We start from the raw sequence: 18,969 nt of genomic DNA on the forward strand, positions 1-18,969 counted from the left end.
TTTTAAGAAACCCTAAACTTGGCTCAGCAATCGTTGGTTACATCTTTGATTTCTCGCGGAGTAACTTGTGATGCTGATAATCTTGTTGACTATCAGTCTGACCCCACAAGCACCCACACGAATTGCTTGATTCAGTTGTTAAAGAGCGGTTGGTTAAGATCTTTCGTCTCAACCGAGGCGCGCATTCTACAGCAGCCTCATTTGCTGTCAAGTGATTATTTTCAGAAGTTTTCGAAGATTTCCTCAACAACTTCAACCACTTGCGCTTCCGATCTCTCGTTAGCGGGAGGCGAATTCTACAGCGTTACTCGCTGCTGTCAACACCTCTTTTTCTCCGCTTTCGACCGAGAAGATCGAACCGTTGAAAGCGCCAGATCAACCGGTATTTCCAACTCCTTCCAGGCTTCGATGAACTGAAGCAAGTCGCTGTCGAAAACTGCGTAACTCATTGAATCTCAAGGAGTTTTCCGTTTCGACTGCGCCGGAAGTGGGGCGAATTATAGACTTCTAGAATTCGCCGTCAATCCCTAATTTCAATTTTATTCAGATTTCAGCGTAATACGTGCAAATGCCTTCTTTCCGGCCTGGCAAACGTGGGTAGCGCCCAGTACATATATAAAGGAGCGATCAACCACTTCACCATCTACACGCACCCCACCCGACGACAACAAATCACGCGCCGCTGCCGAGTTCTTCACCAGGCCCGCTTTATTAAGGACAGCCGCGATCGGCATGTCCTCAGTAGACGCAAGCTCGATTTCAGGCAAATCATCCGGCAGTTCGCCATCCTTCATACGGTTGCCCGCGGCGCGGTGAGCATTGGCCGCAGCCTCTTCACCATGGAAACGTGCCACGATCTCTTCAGCCAACTTGATTTTTACATCGCGCGGATTGGCGCCCGCCTCGACATCGGCACGCAACGCATTGATCTCATCCATCGAGCGGAAACTGAGCAGCTCGAAGTAGCGCCACATCAGCGCATCCGGAATCGACACCAACTTGCTGTACATGACGCCCGGTGCTTCCTGAATGCCGACGTAGTTGCCCAACGACTTGGACATCTTCTTCACGCCATCCAGGCCTTCAAGCAACGGCATGGTCAGAATGCACTGAGCCTCCTGACCATATCCACGCTGCAGCTCACGCCCCATCAACAAGTTGAACTTCTGGTCGGTACCGCCCAGCTCGACATCGGCACGCAGAGCAACCGAGTCGTAACCCTGCACCAGCGGATAGAGGAATTCGTGAATAGCGATTGGCTGATTGGTGGTGTAGCGCTTGTCGAAGTCATCGCGCTCAAGCATCCGCGCAACAGTGTACTGCGACGTCAGGCGAATGAAGTCTGCAGGCCCCATCTGGTCCATCCAGGTGGAGTTGAACGCGACTTCGGTTTTCGCCGGATCGAGAATCTTGAATACCTGAGTCTTGTAAGTCTCGGCGTTTTCCAGAACCTGCTCGCGAGTCAGCGGAGGGCGCGTGGCGCTCTTTCCACTCGGGTCACCGATCATTCCGGTGAAGTCACCTATAAGGAAGATCACCTGATGCCCCAGCTCCTGGAACTGGCGCAACTTATTAATAAGCACGGTATGACCCAAGTGCAGATCCGGCGCTGTCGGATCGAAACCAGCCTTGATACGCAGCGGTTGGCCGCGCTTGAGCTTCTCGATCAGCTCGGACTCGACCAATAGTTCTTCCGCACCACGTTTAATCAGCGCTAGCTGCTCTTCAACCGACTTCATAACAGACCCGCAAGGCTCAGATTCAAAGGGAACCAACCATACAAGATCGCGCACCAATTACAAGTTTTGCCCGGCGCACGGACACCAATCCACAGACAGACTGTCTGTAGACTTGCTTCAGAGATGATTTGGTTATATTTTATACAGTTATTTCATCTTCATCATGTCATTCATCTTTTCCAATTCATCTTTTTTCAAAGTCAAAATTACTTATGACCACAGAACCGTCTAAAGCGCCACCGCTTTACCCGAAGACCCACCTGCTCGCAGCAAGTGGTATCGCCGCCCTTCTCAGCCTGGCACTCCTGGTATTCCCTTCCAGTGATGTTGAAGCCAAAAAGACGACCCTGAGCCTTGAACTGGAAAGTCCTGCTGAACAACTGACACAAGATCAAGACGCTGCTGACGCGGTTCAAGCCACAAATGAGCCAGCAGCCTCGCCGTTTGCCCAGATCGAAAACCCTGACGAAACTGCCTCGGAAACCGCTGAAGCCGCGCCAGAGCCAGCCAAGGTCGCCGAAAAACCAAAAGCTCCCGGCCATCGGGAAGTCGTCGTGTCGAAGGGCGACACCCTGTCCACGCTGTTCGAAAAGGTCGGCCTTCCGGCTGCCGCAGTGCACGAAGTACTCGCCAGCGACAAGCAAGCCAAGCAGTTCAGTCAGTTGAAACACGGCCAGAAGCTGGAGTTTGAACTGACGCCTGAAGGCCAGTTGGCCAGCCTGCACAGCAAGGTCAGCGACGTCGAAACCATTTCCCTGACCAAGAACGACAAGGGTTACGCGTTTAACCGGGTCACCGCAAAACCTACGGTTCGCACCGCTTATGTACACGGTGTCATCAACAGCTCGCTGTCGCAGTCCGCCGCCCGTGCAGGCCTCTCCCACAGCCTGACCATGGATATGGCCAGCGTCTTCGGCTACGACGTCGACTTCGCTCAGGACATCCGCCAGGGCGACGAATTCGACGTCATCTACGAGCAGAAGGTGGTCAACGGCAAGGCAGTCGGAACCGGTCCCATCCTGTCTGCACGCTTCACCAACCGCGGTAAAACCTACACCGCCGTGCGTTACACCAACAAACAAGGCAACAGCAGTTACTACACCGCCGATGGCAACAGCATGCGCAAGGCGTTCATCCGCACGCCGGTGGACTTCGCCCGCATCAGCTCAAAGTTTTCCATGGGCCGCAAACATCCGATCCTCAACAAGATCCGCGCCCATAAAGGCGTCGATTACGCTGCTCCGCGCGGCACACCAATCAAGGCTGCCGGTGACGGAAAAGTGTTGTTGGCCGGTCGCCGTGGTGGCTATGGCAATACCGTGATCATCCAGCACGGCAATACCTACCGCACGCTGTACGGCCACATGCAAGGTTTCGCCAAAGGCGTGAAAACCGGCGGTACCGTCAAGCAGGGCCAAGTGATCGGTTACATCGGCACCACGGGCCTGTCCACCGGTCCGCACCTGCACTATGAATTCCAGGTCAATGGCGTACACGTCGATCCACTGGGCCAGAAGCTGCCGATGGCCGACCCGATCGCCAAGTCCGAACGTGCCCGCTTCCTGGCGCAGAGCCAGCCACTGATGGCGCGCATGGACCAGGAAAAGGCCACCATGCTGGCCTCGAGCAAGCGCTAAGTCATGGCCCTGTATATCGGTGTGATGTCCGGAACCAGTCTCGACGGGCTGGACATCGCCCTGATCGAGCAAACCTCGGCGATCAAACTGATCGCCACCCACTACATTCCCATGCCTGACTCCCTGCGCACTGAGCTCTTGAGCTTGTGCGCCAGCGGCCCCGACGAGATCGCCCGCTCGGCGATTGCCCAGCAACACTGGGTGAAACTCGCCGCGCAAGGTATTCACACCCTCCTTGAACAACAGCAACTCAAACCGCAAGCCATTCGCGCCATCGGCAGCCACGGGCAGACCATTCGCCATGAGCCGGCACGTGGCTTTACCGTGCAGATTGGCAACCCGGCCCTGCTGACTGAATTGTCCGGTATCACCGTTGTCAGCGACTTCCGTAGCCGCGACGTCGCAGCTGGCGGCCAGGGCGCACCGCTGGTGCCGGCCTTTCATGAGGCGTTGTTCGAAGAGCGTAGCGGTAACCAGGCCGTCTTGAATGTCGGCGGTTTCAGTAATCTCAGCCTGATTGAGGCGAGCAAGCCGGTAGCCGGTTTCGACTGTGGCCCGGGAAATGTGCTGATGGACGCCTGGATTCATCAGCAACGGGGTGAAAACTACGATCGCAACGGCCAATGGGCAGCCACTGGCCGCGTCGAACCGGCCCTGCTGAAAGCTCTGCTCAGTGACCCGTTCTTTATTACCAAAGGCCCGAAAAGCACCGGCCGGGAAGTGTTCAACCTGCCTTGGCTGGAGCGACACCTCTCGAAACTGCCGACCTTCGCCGCAGAGAACGTCCAGGCCACGCTGCTCGAATTGACGGCGCTGAGCATCGTCGAATCGCTGCAGAGCGCTCAATCGGACACGCAAGAGTTGTTGGTTTGCGGCGGCGGCGCACACAATGCCACGCTGATGAAACGCCTGGCGGATCTACTGCCGAATGCAATCGTCGCCAGCACTGCCAGCCACGGCGTCGATCCAGACTGGGTCGAGGCCATGGCCTTCGCCTGGCTGGCCCATTGCTGCCTCGAAGGCATAGCCGCCAACCGCCCGAGTGTCACCGGCGCAAAAGGCCTGCGCGTACTCGGTGCGATCTACCCTAACTAAGCAAAACGCAGACAACAAAAAACGCCGCAGAACCGTAAGGCTCTGTGGCGTTTTGTTGTGTGTAGCGCAGTGCGATCAGATCGAGAATGAAGAACCGCAACCACAGGTCGTGGTGGCGTTCGGGTTCTTGATCACGAAGCGCGAACCTTCCAGACCTTCCTGGTAGTCGACTTCGGCACCGGCCAGGTACTGGAAGCTCATCGGATCAACCACCAGGCTCACGCCTTCGCGCTCGACGATGGTGTCGTCCTCGGCCACATCTTCATCGAAGGTGAAACCGTACTGAAACCCTGAACAACCGCCGCCCGTAACGAATACGCGCAGCTTCAAGCGATCATTCCCCTCTTCATCGACCAGGCTCTTCACCTTGTGCGCAGCACCTTGGGTGAATTGCAAAGCCGTGGGGGTGAAGGATTCGACGCTCATGCTGACTATCTCCCGGCGTTACGCCGCCATAATGCGTGATGACGCGCATTATCCGCTTGTCCTAGAAAATCGGTCAACTATTGTTACGGTATATCAATAAACCCGACCAACTGCCCAGAATGCAAAAAGGCCCGTTTGACGGGCCTTTTTGCTGTGCGGCTTAACGTGTTACGGCAGCATGCCGGCGTGGGACAAACCGAAACGCTCGTCCAGCCCGAACAGGATGTTCATGTTCTGCACTGCCTGACCCGACGCGCCTTTGACCAGATTGTCGATCACCGACAACACCACCACCAGGTCGCCATCCTGCGGACGATGCACCGCAATGCGGCAGACGTTGGCGCCGCGCACACTACGGGTTTCCGGATGGCTGCCGGCCGGCATCACATCGACGAACGGCTCGTTGGCATAACGCTTTTCAAACAGCGCCTGCAGATCCACCGAGCGATCAACAACAGTCGCGTAGAGCGTGGAGTGAATGCCACGGATCATCGGGGTCAGGTGCGGCACGAAGGTCAGACCGACGTCTTTACCGGCGGCGCGGCGCAGGCCCTGACGAATTTCCGGCAGGTGACGGTGACCTTTCACCGCATAGGCTTTCATGCTTTCCGACGTCTCGGAGTACAAAGAGCCTACAGCGGCGCCACGACCGGCACCGCTGACGCCGGACTTGCAGTCAGCGATCAGACGCGAAGCGTCAGCCAGACCGGCTTCAAGCAACGGCAGGAAACCCAGCTGCGTAGCGGTCGGGTAGCAACCCGGCACCGCGATCAGACGGGCTTTCTTGATCTGCTCGCGATTGACTTCCGGCAGCCCGTAGACGGCTTCGTCGAGCAGCGCCGGCGCGCCGTGCGGCTGGCCGTACCACTTGGCCCATTCATCGGCGTCCTGCAGACGGAAGTCTGCGGACAGGTCGATCACCTTGGTGCCCGCTGCCAGCAATTCACCGGCCAATGCATGCGCGACTCCGTGCGGCGTCGCGAAGAACACCACGTCACACGCGCCCAGCGTCTTGATGTCCGGCACACTGAACGCCAGACCGTCATAGTGGCCGCGCAGGTTCGGGTACATATCAGCCACGGCCAGACCGGCCTCGGATCGGGAAGTGATCACAACCACTTCTGCCTGCGGATGCTGCGCCAACAGACGCAGCAGTTCGACACCGGTGTAACCCGTGCCGCCGACGATACCGACCTTGACCATAACCTGCCCTCAAAGAACCCACTGGAAAGCCATCGATAATAGGGGCCGCGCGGCCCTGCGACAACCGTCAAGGTGACGTGCGGACGCTCAAGCCTCTACTATCCGGGCTACCGTGAACCTGGGAATAACCAAAAATGCTCTATCTATGGATCAAAGCGTTTCATATCGTCAGCGTCGTGTGCTGGTTTGCCGGGCTGTTCTACTTGCCGCGGCTGTTCGTTTATCACGCGCAAAGCGAAGACACGATCAGCAAAGAACGCTTCAGCGTCATGGAACGCAAGCTGTATCGCGGCATCATGGGCCCGGCGATGATCGCCACGCTGATCTTCGGCGGCTGGCTGATTTACCTGAACCCGAGCATTTTCAGCATGGGTGGCTGGATTCACGCCAAACTGACTCTGGTCGTGTTGCTGATCGGCTACCACCACATGTGCGGCGCTCAGGTAAAACGTTTTGCCCGTGGCGAGAACACCCGCAGCCATGTCTTTTATCGCTGGTTCAATGAAGTGCCGGTTCTGATATTGCTGGCTATCGTAATTCTGGTCGTGGTCAAGCCGTTCTAACTTCAACAAGTACAGATCCTTGGGGTGTTCATAATGTCGCTGCCCGCTCTGCTCGAACAACGTCTGCGCCTGCCTGTAGTAGCAGCGCCGATGTTCCTGATTTCCAACCCGGAACTGGTGCTCGCCTGCTGCCGCAATGGCGTGGTCGGCAGTTTTCCGGCGCTGAACCAGCGTGAAAGCAGCGGGTTCAAAGCCTGGCTGGAACAGATCGAAGCGGGGCTGGCGACCCTGGATAATCCGGCCCCTTATGCAGTGAACCTGATCGTCCACAACAGCAACCCGCGCTTGCAGGCGGATCTGAACATTTGCGTCGAGCACAAAGTGCCGATCGTCATCACCAGCCTCGGCGCAGTAAAGGAACTGGTGGACGCAGTGCACAGCTACGGTGGCCTGGTGTTCCATGACGTGACCACCCGCCGCCATGCCGAAAAGGCGGCCGAGGCCGGTGTCGACGGTTTGATTGCGGTGGCGGCTGGCGCCGGGGGCCACGCCGGCACCTGGAGTCCGTTTGCGCTGATCGCCGAAATCCGCCAGTTCTTCGATAAAACGTTGTTGCTGGCAGGTTGTCTGAACCACGGTCACGAGATTCTGGCCGCTCAGTTGCTGGGCGCGGATTTGGCCTACCTCGGTACGCGATTTATCGGCACCACCGAAAGTCATGCACCTGACGCCTACAAAGACATGCTGCTGACTGCCAAAGCGGCGGACATCATCCATACTCCCGCCGTGTCGGGGGTTCCGGCGAGCTTCATGCGCCAGAGCCTGGAAGCCGCCGGTTTCGATCTGGCTGCGCTGCAAGGCAAGGGCGAAGTTAATTTCGGCGACAAGCTCAAGCCGCTCAACGATGAAGCCAAAGCCTGGAAAACCGTATGGTCTGCGGGTCAGGGCGTTGGCGACATCAGTGATCTGCCGAGCGTTGATCAACTGATCGCGCGCCTCGATGCTGAATACCGTCAGGCCCAGGGACGCACGACCCAGTTGGCGAAACACTGGCCACGTGGGTAAAAATCCGGCCAGCCTCAGGGACTGGCCTTACACTGATGACCTTTTCAAACCATTCGCGACAAGGATGCCTCGGTAATGAGCGACCCCCGTTACAAGATCGTTTTCGACGGTGCTCTGCAGCCCGGTGTCGATATCACCACGGCCAAGCTCAATCTGGCCAACCTGTTCAAAAGCGACGTGGCCGCCATCGAACGCCTGTTCTATGGCCGCACCGTGGCACTCAAGCGCGATTTGTCGCACAACGACGCGCAAGCTTATCTGCAGGCGCTGAGCAAGACCGGGATCGACGCACGAATCGAAGCCGAAACGGCGATCGAGCTTAATCTGTCGGACGTGCAGGATCACGCCCCTGCCGTCGCAGAGCCGGATTCACCCTATGCACCGCCCCGCGCCAGCGTCGGGGAAAACCTGCCGGCGTTCGCCACACTCAAACCCTTCAGCGTCGAAGGGCGGATCGGACGGCTGCGCTACCTCGCCTGGTCGATGGTGCTGAGCCTGGTGACGCTGCCAATCGTCAGCGTGTTCGCCCTGATCGGTCTGGGCCTGGTGAGTACTGACTCGACCACCGGCCTGATCATCGGTGGCATCTTCGCCTTCTTCCTGTTCCTGGCGTTCATGATTGTCGGCATCCTGTTCAGCGTTCAGCGTCTGCACGATATCGGCTGGTCAGGCTGGCTATGGCTACTGACCCTTGTACCGTTCGTGGGCAGTTTCTTCCCGCTGGTGATCATGGTCATGCCGGGCAACACCCACGCCAATCGCTATGGGCCGCCGCCGCCGCCGAACACCACGGCCGTCAAAGTGCTGTGCTCTCTGTGGATCGTCTTTATCGGCTTGTTTTTCGTGGGTGGCATGCTGGGCGGCATCTCGGCCATCCAGCAGGAATACGAAACCACTCTGGAAAGCAGCTACGAAAGTGGCTCGGTGACCACCGACGAGGTCGACGTGGAGGTCGAGCCGGCAGCGAATTCCGTTGACGATGCAGCCGAAGCGGCGCAGGCCCCTGTAGACTCTGCGAAAGAATGAACAGCGCTCCCCGCCGTGACACCCGCGTCGCCGGCGCGGAGCTGTTGCGATGGAGAATTGCATGACCCGTTACGCACTGATCACTGGCGCCTCCAGCGGCATCGGTCTGGCCATGGCCGAAGCGCTGGCCCGGCGCGGCCGCAGCCTGATCCTGGTGGCCCGACAGCGTGATCAGCTGGAAAGTATCGCGATCGAACTGACCCAACGGTTTGGCGTGGAGGTTTTATTCCGTGCCTGCGACCTCGGCGAGCCTTTGCGCCTGTCCGGTTTCCTGCTGGAACTGGAAGAAGGCGACCGGCAGATCGACCTGTTGGTCAACTGCGCCGGCATCGGTACCTGCGGCCCGTTTCTGGCCCAGGACTGGATGACCGAGCAGGATCTGATCGAAGTGAACATCCTCGCCCTCACCCGCTTGTGTCACGCCATCGGCAACAGCATGGCCCTGCAGGGTGGCGGGCAGATTCTCAATGTCGCCTCGGTGGCGGCGTTCAATCCCGGTCCGTGGATGAGCACCTACTACGCCAGCAAAGCGTACGTACTGCACTTCTCCGAAGCGCTACGGGTTGAACTCAAACAGAGCGCGGTCAAGGTGTCAGTCCTTTGTCCCGGACCGACCCGCACCGGGTTCTTCCGCACCGCACAGCTCAACGACGACAAACTCAAGAACAGCAAGCTGCTGATGAGCCCCGAGGAAGTCGCGCTGTACACCGTGCGCGCACTGGAGAAAAACCGCGCAATCATCATTCCCGGACGGCGCAACCGCTGGTTCGCCTTCCTGCCGCGCCTTGGTTCGCGTTGGCTCAACCGCACCATCGTCGGCATGGTCAACAAGGCTTACTGCCCGCGCTGAACGGTCCTACGGCAAAACACTGGGCGCGGTCATTTCCCATGAGTACACTCAGGCCAGCCCCCACAACGGAGAAAACAGCAGTGGATACTCTGTTCACCAAGATCATCAACCGGGAGATTCCGGCCAAGATCATCTACGAGGACGACCAGGTTCTGGCGTTCCACGACATCGCCCCTCAGGCACCGGTGCATTTCCTGGTGATCCCGAAGAAACCGGTGCGCACCCTCAATGACCTGACCGAAGACGACAAGGCACTGGCCGGACACATTCTGTTCACTGCCCAGCGCCTGGCCCTGGAGCTGGGCTGCGAGGAAGGCTTCCGGGTGGTGATGAACTGCAATGAAAAGGGTGGGCAGACTGTCTATCACATCCATATGCATGTGCTCGGTCAGCGCCAGATGAACTGGCCGCCGGGCTGATTCACCGGACATCCCGTGGAAGCGGGCCTGCTCGCGAAAGCGGAGTATCTGCCATGAATATTTTGCATGTACCGACGTCTTCGCAAGCAAGCCCGCTCCCACTCAAAGCATGAACGCACAAATCCCGTACCGTACGGCAAATGACCCAGCGCAAACGTTCCCCGGCCGATTCGGTTAAACTGGCCGCGAGATTCTTCCCGGAGGTCAGCATGACTACCCAACGTCACTACTCGCCAATTGACCGTCTGCTGCTACAAGCCGATGCCGCGATGCGCACCCTGCTGCCCTTCAGTGGTCAGCCGTACCGTCCGTCGCCAGCAATTCTGCAGCCGGACACGCAAATGAGCGATGAAGACACGCGCCACGTCGCGGGCCTGATGCGCATCAACCATACCGGTGAAGTCTGCGCCCAGGCGCTGTATCAGGGGCAGGCGCTGACCGCCAAGTTGCCCCAGGTGCGCGAAGCCATGGAACATGCCGCCGAAGAAGAGATTGATCATCTGGTGTGGTGCGAACAGCGCCTTCACCAGTTGGGCAGTCATACCAGCGTGCTCAATCCATTGTTTTATGGCATGTCGTTCGGGATTGGTGCCGTGGCCGGGTTGATCAGCGACAAGGTCAGCCTCGGGTTCGTCGCGGCGACCGAGCATCAGGTGTGCAAGCATTTGAACGAGCACCTGGAACAGTTGCCGGCCGAGGATGAAAAGTCCCGGGCGATTCTGGAGCAGATGCGCATCGACGAAGAACATCATGCGGAGAGTGCCCTGGATGCGGGTGGTTTCCGTTTTCCGGCGCCGGTGAAGTTCGGGATGAGTCTGTTGGCCAAGGTGATGACCAAGAGCACTTATCGGATCTGATGGCCCGGGTGCGTTAGGGCCTCATCGCTGGCAGGCCTGCTCCCACAGGGCCCGGTATTTTGGCAATAAAAAAGGCGACTACCGCAAAGTAGTCGCCTTTTTTGTGCCCGAAGATCTTACGCTGACATGTTGCGCGCGTAGAAGATCTCCAGCATTTCGTGTTTCACCCGGTCGGTCACCTGAGCACGCTGTTCAGAGGACAGGTTACTGGTGGCGTCGCCGAACAGGTAATTGTCCAGTTCGAAGTCCTTCAGCAGCATTTTGGTGTGGAACAGGTTTTCCTGATACACGTTCACGTCGGTCATCTGGTAAGCGTCGCGGGTGTCTTCGGACAGGTAGTTCTGGATTGAATTGATCTCGTGGTCGATGAAGTGCTTGTTGCCTTCAACATCACGGGTGAAGCCGCGCACACGATAATCCACGGTGACGATGTCCGAATCGAACTGGTGAATGAGAAAGTTGAGCGCCTTGAGCGGTGAAATCACACCACACGTCGACACGTCGATGTCCACACGGAACGTCGCAATACCGTCGTCCGGATGGATTTCCGGGTAGGTGTGCACCGTAATGTGGCTCTTGTCGAGGTGGGCAAGGATGATTTCGGGCAAGGGGCCCGGAGACTCTTCGATCTGACTTTCGGTCGGGGTCACTGGTTCTTCAGAAATCAGAATCGTGACACTGGCGCCCTGAGGCTCGTAGTCCTGACTGGCAATGTTCAGGATGTTGGCACCAATGATCTCGACAACTTCCGTGAGAATCTGCGTCAGGCGTTTCGCGTTGTACTCTTGATTGATGTACTCGACGTAGGCCTGCTGGTCTTGCGGGGTTTCCGCATAACAGATGTCATAGATGTTGAAGCTCAAGGTCTTGGTCAGGTTATTGAACCCGTGGAGCTTGAGTTTGCTTTTCACCGTTGGAAACTCTCTGTGCTTGCGGCGCAGCCGCGTGATCAAGCATGCCCGTCAAATGCGAACAACGCACTTGCGTAGGACGGTTAACACCTCTTCACGATGGCGATTCTGGTTATATGTACAGGCGGATGACCCGTCGGCTGACCGGTCACTGCCCTGAAAAAAGTGGCGCATCATGCAGACGTCAGCGGGGGGATCGCCAGAGTCTGCACTGCTTTTATGATAGTTGAGTGTCGGTTCAACCGAGTTCGACGATTTCGTACTCGTGGGTAATGTCCACGCCCGCAGCGCCGAGCATGATCGAGGCCGAGCAGTACTTTTCCGCAGACAGCTCGACGGCGCGTTTGACCTGGGCTTCTTTCAAGCCCCGGCCCTTGACCACGAACTTCATGTGGATCTTGGTGAACACCTTCGGATCTTCGGTCGCACGCTCGGCATCGAGAAAGGCTTCACAGCTTTCAACGGCCTGACGGGATTTCTTCAGAATGCTGACCACGTCGAAGTTGCTGCAACCGCCAACACCCAGCAGGAGCATTTCCATCGGCCGAACCCCCAGATTGCGACCACCGGCGTCCGGCGGACCGTCCATCACCACGACATGACCGCTACCGGATTCGCCGAGGAACATGGCTTCGCCAGCCCATTGGATGCGTGCCTTCATCGCCAAGACTCCACTGTAAAAAAAGGGTCGCCAGCTTAGCACAGGGATTCATTCTGACAGTGGGCGCCGATCGTGGGACGCATGCGTCTACGGCGTAGGTAATTTCTCGAATTTTCGACGAAGTGTCTGGTAAGCTGGCGCCAATTCGCTGGCGCCAATTGTCAGCCTGTGTAGCGACCGCCTTCAGCGCCTCATAAAAAATCAAACATCACCGTGCAGTCTTTTCGGGATACAACCATGGTTGCTATTACCCCCACACCCAAAATCAAGAACCTCGACAAGCTGTTGATGCATTGCCAGCGCCGTCGCCATGCGGCCAAGAGCAATATCATTTGTGCGGGTGATCGCTCGGACACGCTGTATTTCATTATCAAGGGCTCGGTGACGATCCTGATCGAGGATGACGACGGCCGCGAGATGATCATCGCCTACCTGAACGCCGGAGACTTCTTCGGTGAACTGGGCCTGTTCGAACAGGCGGGCCAGGAACAGGAGCGCAGTGCCTGGGTGCGGGCGAAGGTCGAATGCGAAACGGCCGAAATCAGTTACGCCAAGTTTCGCGAACTGTCCCAACAGGACCCGGACATTCTTTACGTCCTCAGCGGACAAATCGCACAACGTCTGCGCAACACCACGCGTAAGGTCGGCGACCTGGCGTTCTTCGACGTCACCGGTCGTGTGGCCCGCTGCCTGCTGGAGCTGTGCAAGCAACCGGACGCCATGACTCACCCGGACGGCATGCAGATCAAGGTGACCCGTCAGGAAATCGGGCGGATTGTCGGGTGTTCGCGGGAGATGGTCGGTCGCGTGCTCAAGGATCTTGAAGAACGCAACCTGGTCGATGTGAAAGGCAAGACCATGGTGGTCTTCGGCACCCGCTAAGCGCGCAACGTCAGGCGCTGTAGACCTGCGCCAGCATCAGACGAAACAGCTCATCAAGACGCGCCAATGCATTTGGCGCGGCGAACTTCTCGTGCAGGGCAATGTGGCTTTCAGCCCGCACCCGCTGCTCCAGACCGCAGGCTTCATTGAAGCGATTGACGGCCGCCACCATCGACTCGCGCTCGTTATCCATCAGCATCGCACCGTGTACCAGACCGACCGGGCGTTGTCCGCCCTGACTCTGGCGCCAGCGCTGAGCCGTGCCGACCATCTTGCGCCCATCGAGATTGACGTTGAAACGACCGTCGCAGAACGCACCGTCAACTTCACCCAGGGACGACTGACCACCCAGCTCATCCAGCAATTCGCAGATCGGATCACACAATCGCCGGTAACCGGTTTCGATGCGGTTCAGGTCGCCTTCGCTGCGGGGCGGAGCGTAGACCAACGCGATGTTGATGGTTGAAGCGGATTGCGGCACCGGCTCGCCACCGGTTTCACGCAGCAGCACCGGCCAGCCGGCAGCGGCAGAAATGTCGCAGGCTTGCTCGAAACCGGGCAGACGGTTGAGGCGGCGTGGCATGACCAAGGCGTGATCGCTGGGTTGCCAGAACAGCAAACCGAATTCGGCGTCGCCGGCGCAGATGGAGGCAAGCAAGTCCTGTTCGGCTTGCAGGCCGGCTTCGATGGTCAGGGAGGTGGGGATCATAAGGTTTCCATAGGACGTTGAGTCTGAGGTGAATCTTATGCCGCCTTCGCGGGCAAGCCCGCTCCCACAGGAAGTACGGGCGCCTGCGAAGAATCGATCAGTCGAGGGTCGAACCGCTGACTACCGGACCACCGCGCTCCGGGAAGAACAACCGCTGCAGTTCGGTGCCCGGGCTTTCAGCGCGCATGAACGCCTCGCCCACCAGGAACGCGTAGACGTCGCTGATTTCCATCAGCTCGACATCGGCGCGGTTGAGGATGCCGCTCTCGGTGATCACCAGACGATCGCGAGGAATGCGTGGCAGCAGGTCGAGTGTGGTTTCCAGGCTGACATCGAAGGTGTGCAGGTTGCGGTTGTTGATCCCGACCAGTGGCGTGTCGAGGGTTTTCAACGCACGCTCCAGTTCATCGCCGTCGTGCACTTCCACCAACACATCAAGACCAACGCCTTTGGCCACCGACGCCAGCTCGGCCATTTTCACGTCATCCAGTGCGGAGACGATCAACAGCACGCAGTCGGCGCCGAGGGCACGGGCTTCGACAATCTGGTAGGGGTCGATCATGAAATCCTTGCGGATCACCGGCAGGCTGCACGCGGCACGGGCCTGTTGCAGGTAAGCATCGGCGCCCTGGAAGTAATCGATGTCGGTCAGCACCGACAAGCAGGTCGCCCCGCCCTTCTCGTAGCTTTTGGCGATGTAGGCAGGCACGAAGTTTTCGCGGATCACGCCTTTGCTCGGCGAAGCCTTCTTGATCTCGGCGATCACCGCCGGTTGCTTCTTCTTCGCCTGCGCCAGCAATACCTGGGCAAAACCACGGGGTGCATCGGCCGCCTTGGCCAGACCTTCCAGCTCGCTCAGGCTGACGCGAGCGCTGCGCTCGGCGACTTCCTGGACTTTGCGCGCCAGAATGTTTTCCAGAACCGTCGGTACACTCATCCCTCATTCTCCACTTTGAATACCGCGGTAAAGGCACCCAACTCCTCGAGTTTTTCCCGAGCGAGGCCGGTGTGCAGAGCGTCGTGCGCAAGCGCCACGCCTTCTTTCAAACTCGTGGCCAGATCGGCGGCGTACAGCGCTGCACCGGCATTGAGCACAATCATTTCAGCGGCTTTCTGGCCGTTTTCGGTTTTGCGCTTGCCCAGTGCATCGCGGATCAGCGCCAGCGACGCCTCCGGTCCTTCGACCGACAGCCCGTGCAGGCTCTGGCTCTTCATGCCCAAGTCCTCGGGCTCGACCCAATACTCGGTGATCTCGTTGTTTTTCAGCTCGGCAACAAAGGTCGGCGCAGCGAGGCTGAATTCGTCCAGACCATCCTTCGAATGCACCACCAGCACATGTTTGCTGCCCAGACGTTGCAAGACCTCGGCCAATGGCCGGCACAGCGCCTGAGTGAAGACGCCCACCACCTGATGTTTCACACCGGCCGGATTCGTAAGCGGGCCGAGCATGTTGAACAGCGTACGCAAGCCGAGATCGCGGCGCGGGCCGGCGGCGTACTTCATGGCTTTGTGGTGGGTCTGGGCAAACATGAAACCGATGCCGACGTTGTCGATGCAACGGGCCACCTGGACCGGCGTCAGGTTCAGGTAAATGCCGGCGGCTTCCAGCAAGTCGGCGCTGCCGCTCTTGCCCGAGACTGCACGATTACCGTGCTTGGCCACGGTGCAACCGGCGGCCGCGACGACAAACGAAGACGCCGTCGACACGTTGAAGATATTGGCACCGTCACCGCCGGTGCCGACCACATCGACCACACCGTCGAGGGTCTTGAGTTCGACCTGGTCGGCCAGCTCGCGCATCACCGACACGGCGCCGACGATCTCGTCGATGCTCTCGCTCTTCATGCGCATGGCCATCATGAACGCGCCGATCTGCGCGTCAGTGCATTGGCCGGTCATGATTTCGCGCATCACGTCGCGCATTTCATCGGTGCTGAGGTCGAGGTGATCGACGATACGGCTCAGGGCTGTCTTGATATTCATGGGAAGTCCTTAGCGCGTGCCGCCGGTTTGTTTGAGGAAGTTGGCAAACAGTTCATGGCCCTGTTCGGTCAGGATCGACTCGGGGTGAAACTGTACGCCCTCAATGTTCAGGGTCTTGTGACGCAGGCCCATGATTTCGTCGACGCTGCCGTCATCGTGTTGCGTCCACGCGGTCAGCTCCAGGCAATCGGGCAAGGTCTCGTGCTTGACGATCAGCGAGTGGTAGCGGGTAACCGTCAACGGATGATTCAGACCGGTAAAAACGCCCTTGTCCTCGTGGAATACCGGGCTAGTCTTACCGTGCATCACCTGCCGGGCACGCACCACGTCACCGCCAAAGGCCTGGCCGATGGACTGGTGGCCCAGACAAACGCCGAGGATTGGCAGTTTGCCGGCAAAGTGCTTGATGGCTTCGATGGAGATGCCGGCTTCGGTCGGTGTGCAGGGGCCGGGGGACACAACGATGCGCTCGGGGTTGAGCGCTTCGATTTCGGCGATGGTCAGTTCGTCGTTGCGCACGACCTTGACCTCGGCACCCAGCTCGCCGAGGTATTGCACAACGTTGTAAGTAAAGGAGTCGTAGTTGTCGATCATCAGCAACATGGCGTTTCGAACCTCTTGAATTCTGACTTGAAGACAGCCTTCGAATGACTTGCCCGCAGGGCGCTGCACGATGTCGGACGCGCAGAGGGCGTCGGCACAGCGGCATTTCAAACAGGCAAGGAAGGCAAAGCGATACAGATCCGGCCGGGCCGGCAAAAAAGATTCAGGCGCGCCAACGCCAACGGGCGTGTGCCTTGATGACTTGATCCAGTAGTTTGCTGACGATCAACACGGGGAAGGTCTCGTTCATACGTTCCGGCACAGTAACTTAGCTGGGCAGAGCGTGCAATATGGCGGTGCTGACGGGGGACAAAACTAAGGGAGGCTTCGCGACCGATGGCAAAATGCCGGGAGTTTTTGGTACTGTCGTTTCGTTCACCTAAAACAATAAATAAACGGACTTGCTCATGATCAAACAGACGTTGTTTGTACCGCTCGCCGGATGCCTGCTGGCTCTGGCCTGCGCCCAGGCCAATGCGGCACCCAATCCTTATTCCAGTTTCATCGTCTTCGGCGACAGCCTGAACGATGCCGGGACCTTCAGCGACACCGGCGGCCCGGCCGGCGCCACGCAGCGCTACACCAACCGCACCGGCCCGCTGTACCAGGATGGCACTGGCGAAAACCGCGACCTCAACTCCACCCAGATCATCGGCGGCAAACTGGGTTTCAGCCCTGATCAAACCGCGTCTTCGTCCTCGGCGGTGCGTGCCGGCGAAGGGCTGGCGGATGGCAACAACTGGGCGGTGGGCGGATACCGTACCGACCAGATTCTCGACTCGATCACCACACAATCGGCTACCGGTGAGCGCACCCGCGCCGGTTACCTGCCCTCGAACGGCTTCCGCGCCGACCCGAACGCGCTGTATTACCTGTCCGGTGGCGGTAACGACTTCCTCCAGGGTCGCGTGCTCAGTCTTGACCAGGCCAACTCGGCGGCCGCTCGCCTGGCCGATAGCGTACGTACGCTGCAAGGTGCCGGCGCCAAATACATCATGGTCTGGCTGCTGCCAGACATCGGCCTGACCCCGGCGGTCAATGGCTCGCCGCTGCAGGCTTTCACCTCGCAGCTCAGCGCCCAGTTCAACACCGAGCTGGTCAGCCAGCTGCAGGGCATCAACGCTGAAATCATTCCCCTGAACATTCCGGTGCTGCTCAAAGAGGCCTTCGCCAACCCGGCGCAGTTCGGCCTCGCGACGGACCAGAACCTCACGGCCACCTGCTTCAGCGGCAACAGTTGCACAGAAAACGCCCGATACGGCATCAACAGCGCCACCCCGGATCCGACCAAGCTGATTTACAACGACGCGGTGCACCCGACCGAAACCGGCCAGCGGCTGATTGCCGACTACGCCTACTCACTGCTGGCAGCACCGTGGGAACTGACCCTGCTGCCGGAAATGGCCCAGGGTTCATTGCGTGCGCATCAGGATGAACTGCGTAACCAGTGGCTGGCCGATTGGGAAAACTGGCAGGGCATCGGCCAATGGCGCGCCATCGTTGCCGGCGGCGGTCAACATCAGGATTTCGACGGCCAGCACAGCGCTGCCAGTGCCGACGGCAACGGCTATAACCTGAACATCGGCGGCAGCTATCGCGTCAACGAAGCCTGGCGTGTCGGTGTGGCCGCGGGTTTCTATAACCAGAAACTCGAAGCCGGCGACGCCGACTCGGAATACAAACTCAACGCCTACATGGGCACCGCATTCGCCCAGTACCAGCAAAACCGCTGGTGGGGCGATCTGGCGATGACCGCCGGCAAACTCGACTACGACAGCCTCAAGCGTAAATTCCAGCTCGGGGTCAACGAGCGCGGAGAGAAAGGCGATACCGACGGCTACGTCCTGGCGATCAGCGGCCGCATCGGCTACGACATCGCGCAGCAGGCCAGCAGTCCATGGCACCTGTCGCCGTTCGTCAGCGCCGATTTCGGCAAGACCGAAGTGGATGGTTACTCGGAAAAAGGCGCGGATTCCACCGCGCTGACCTTCGATGACCAGTCGCGCAACTCGCGGCGTCTGGGCCTGGGCATCCAGGGCAAGTACCAGATCACTGCACAGACCCAAGTGTTCGGCGAGTTCGCTCACGAGCGTGAGTACAACGACGACCGGCAAGACCTGACCATCAACCTCAACAGCCTGCCGAACAACCGTTTCACCCTCGAAGGCTACGAGCCGCAGACCAACCTCAATCGCCTGAACCTGGGCGTGAGCCACAAGCTCACTCAGGATCTGGCGTTGCGCGCCAGCTACAACGTGCGCAAGGATGACGACTTTACCCAGCAAGGGGTGAACGTCGGGGTCAGCCTCGATTTCTGATTTGCCGGCATAAAAAACGCGGCGCCCTCACAGGCGCCGCGTTTTTTTAGGTCCGAGCACAACTCAATGTAGGCCTGCGCCT

Annotated in this window: 19 protein-coding genes; 10 read left to right on the forward strand and 9 right to left on the reverse strand. The window is 58.8% G+C overall.

The features are described from left to right. Nucleotides 1-539: 539 nt before the first annotated feature. Nucleotides 540-1,739: a tyrosine--tRNA ligase gene (gene tyrS / locus HV782_RS26345; RefSeq protein ID WP_186746594.1), complete on the reverse strand. Its 1,200-nt coding sequence runs from the start codon at nucleotides 1,737-1,739 to the stop codon at nucleotides 540-542. Between the two features lie 212 nt (nucleotides 1,740-1,951). Here tyrS and HV782_RS26350 point away from each other — a divergent pair, with 212 nt between their 5' ends. Further along, complete coding sequence (locus HV782_RS26350) at nucleotides 1,952-3,376, forward strand: peptidoglycan DD-metalloendopeptidase family protein (protein ID WP_186746593.1); 1,425 nt, start codon at nucleotides 1,952-1,954, stop codon at nucleotides 3,374-3,376. 3 nt (nucleotides 3,377-3,379) lie between these two features. Continuing rightward, a complete protein-coding gene (locus HV782_RS26355; RefSeq protein WP_186746592.1) occupies nucleotides 3,380-4,471 on the forward strand; it encodes an anhydro-N-acetylmuramic acid kinase in 1,092 nt (363 codons plus the stop codon). Between the two features lie 75 nt (nucleotides 4,472-4,546). On the opposite strand, the gene erpA is transcribed toward HV782_RS26355, so the two are convergent. Together erpA and argC are read right to left on the reverse strand one after the other, a co-directional pair. After that, nucleotides 4,547-4,897, reverse strand: a complete 351-nt coding sequence (gene erpA, locus HV782_RS26360; protein ID WP_003228776.1) for an iron-sulfur cluster insertion protein ErpA — start codon at nucleotides 4,895-4,897, stop codon at nucleotides 4,547-4,549. A gap of 168 nt (nucleotides 4,898-5,065) precedes the next feature. Then, a complete protein-coding gene (gene argC / locus HV782_RS26365) occupies nucleotides 5,066-6,100 on the reverse strand; it encodes an N-acetyl-gamma-glutamyl-phosphate reductase (protein WP_123469215.1) in 1,035 nt (344 codons plus the stop codon). 134 nt (nucleotides 6,101-6,234) lie between these two features. On the opposite strand from argC, the gene hemJ reads away from it, so the two are divergent. The 6 genes from hemJ (at nucleotide 6,235) to coq7 (ending at nucleotide 10,820) form a co-directional block, all read left to right on the forward strand. After that, complete coding sequence (hemJ, locus tag HV782_RS26370) at nucleotides 6,235-6,663, forward strand: protoporphyrinogen oxidase HemJ (RefSeq protein WP_053124346.1); 429 nt, start codon at nucleotides 6,235-6,237, stop codon at nucleotides 6,661-6,663. A 33-nt stretch (nucleotides 6,664-6,696) separates the two neighbouring features. Further along, complete coding sequence (locus tag HV782_RS26375; protein WP_186746590.1) at nucleotides 6,697-7,668, forward strand: NAD(P)H-dependent flavin oxidoreductase; 972 nt, start codon at nucleotides 6,697-6,699, stop codon at nucleotides 7,666-7,668. Nucleotides 7,669-7,743: 75 nt separating this feature from the next. Beyond that, a complete protein-coding gene (locus tag HV782_RS26380) occupies nucleotides 7,744-8,694 on the forward strand; it encodes a DUF805 domain-containing protein (RefSeq protein WP_186746587.1) in 951 nt (316 codons plus the stop codon). A 61-nt stretch (nucleotides 8,695-8,755) separates the two neighbouring features. Then, complete coding sequence (locus tag HV782_RS26385; protein ID WP_128616089.1) at nucleotides 8,756-9,544, forward strand: SDR family NAD(P)-dependent oxidoreductase; 789 nt, start codon at nucleotides 8,756-8,758, stop codon at nucleotides 9,542-9,544. An 80-nt stretch (nucleotides 9,545-9,624) separates the two neighbouring features. Continuing rightward, the gene (locus HV782_RS26390) at nucleotides 9,625-9,963 is read left to right on the forward strand and encodes a histidine triad nucleotide-binding protein (protein WP_003228789.1); all 339 of its coding nucleotides are present in this window, start codon (nucleotides 9,625-9,627) and stop codon (nucleotides 9,961-9,963) included. Between the two features lie 209 nt (nucleotides 9,964-10,172). After that, entirely contained in the window at nucleotides 10,173-10,820 is a 648-nt protein-coding gene (coq7, locus tag HV782_RS26395; protein WP_123469224.1) for a 2-polyprenyl-3-methyl-6-methoxy-1,4-benzoquinone monooxygenase, read from the forward strand. 116 nt (nucleotides 10,821-10,936) lie between these two features. Here the strand turns inward: coq7 and speD are convergent, their stop codons facing one another. Then, nucleotides 10,937-11,731 carry an adenosylmethionine decarboxylase gene (gene speD, locus HV782_RS26400; protein ID WP_186746585.1) on the reverse strand — a complete coding sequence of 265 codons (795 nt, stop codon included), beginning with the start codon at nucleotides 11,729-11,731 and terminating at the stop codon, nucleotides 10,937-10,939. A gap of 238 nt (nucleotides 11,732-11,969) precedes the next feature. Beyond that, entirely contained in the window at nucleotides 11,970-12,392 is a 423-nt protein-coding gene (locus HV782_RS26405) for an OsmC family protein (RefSeq protein WP_123469228.1), read from the reverse strand. A 237-nt stretch (nucleotides 12,393-12,629) separates the two neighbouring features. Here HV782_RS26405 and crp point away from each other — a divergent pair, with 237 nt between their 5' ends. Beyond that, entirely contained in the window at nucleotides 12,630-13,274 is a 645-nt protein-coding gene (crp, locus tag HV782_RS26410) for a cAMP-activated global transcriptional regulator CRP (RefSeq protein WP_008088598.1), read from the forward strand. A 10-nt stretch (nucleotides 13,275-13,284) separates the two neighbouring features. On the opposite strand, the gene HV782_RS26415 is transcribed toward crp, so the two are convergent. The 4 genes from HV782_RS26415 to HV782_RS26430 all read right to left on the reverse strand — a co-directional run bounded on the left by HV782_RS26415 (nucleotide 13,285) and on the right by HV782_RS26430 (nucleotide 16,569). Next, a complete protein-coding gene (locus tag HV782_RS26415; protein ID WP_186746583.1) occupies nucleotides 13,285-13,983 on the reverse strand; it encodes a lipoate--protein ligase family protein in 699 nt (232 codons plus the stop codon). A 97-nt stretch (nucleotides 13,984-14,080) separates the two neighbouring features. After that, nucleotides 14,081-14,920, reverse strand: coding sequence for an indole-3-glycerol phosphate synthase TrpC (gene trpC / locus HV782_RS26420; RefSeq protein WP_186746581.1), 840 nt, complete (start codon nucleotides 14,918-14,920; stop codon nucleotides 14,081-14,083). Further along, complete coding sequence (gene trpD, locus HV782_RS26425; RefSeq protein WP_096817925.1) at nucleotides 14,917-15,966, reverse strand: anthranilate phosphoribosyltransferase; 1,050 nt, start codon at nucleotides 15,964-15,966, stop codon at nucleotides 14,917-14,919. Before trpD ends, trpC begins: the two co-directional genes overlap by 4 nt. 9 nt (nucleotides 15,967-15,975) lie before the next feature. Beyond that, entirely contained in the window at nucleotides 15,976-16,569 is a 594-nt protein-coding gene (locus HV782_RS26430) for an aminodeoxychorismate/anthranilate synthase component II (RefSeq protein WP_123469233.1), read from the reverse strand. 407 nt (nucleotides 16,570-16,976) lie between these two features. On the opposite strand from HV782_RS26430, the gene estP reads away from it, so the two are divergent. Then, nucleotides 16,977-18,887: an esterase EstP gene (estP, locus tag HV782_RS26435; RefSeq protein ID WP_186746579.1), complete on the forward strand. Its 1,911-nt coding sequence runs from the start codon at nucleotides 16,977-16,979 to the stop codon at nucleotides 18,885-18,887. Nucleotides 18,888-18,969 lie beyond the last annotated feature (82 nt).

It is taken from the genome of Pseudomonas monsensis (genome assembly GCF_014268495.2).
Lineage (GTDB): Bacteria > Pseudomonadota > Gammaproteobacteria > Pseudomonadales > Pseudomonadaceae > Aquipseudomonas > Aquipseudomonas monsensis.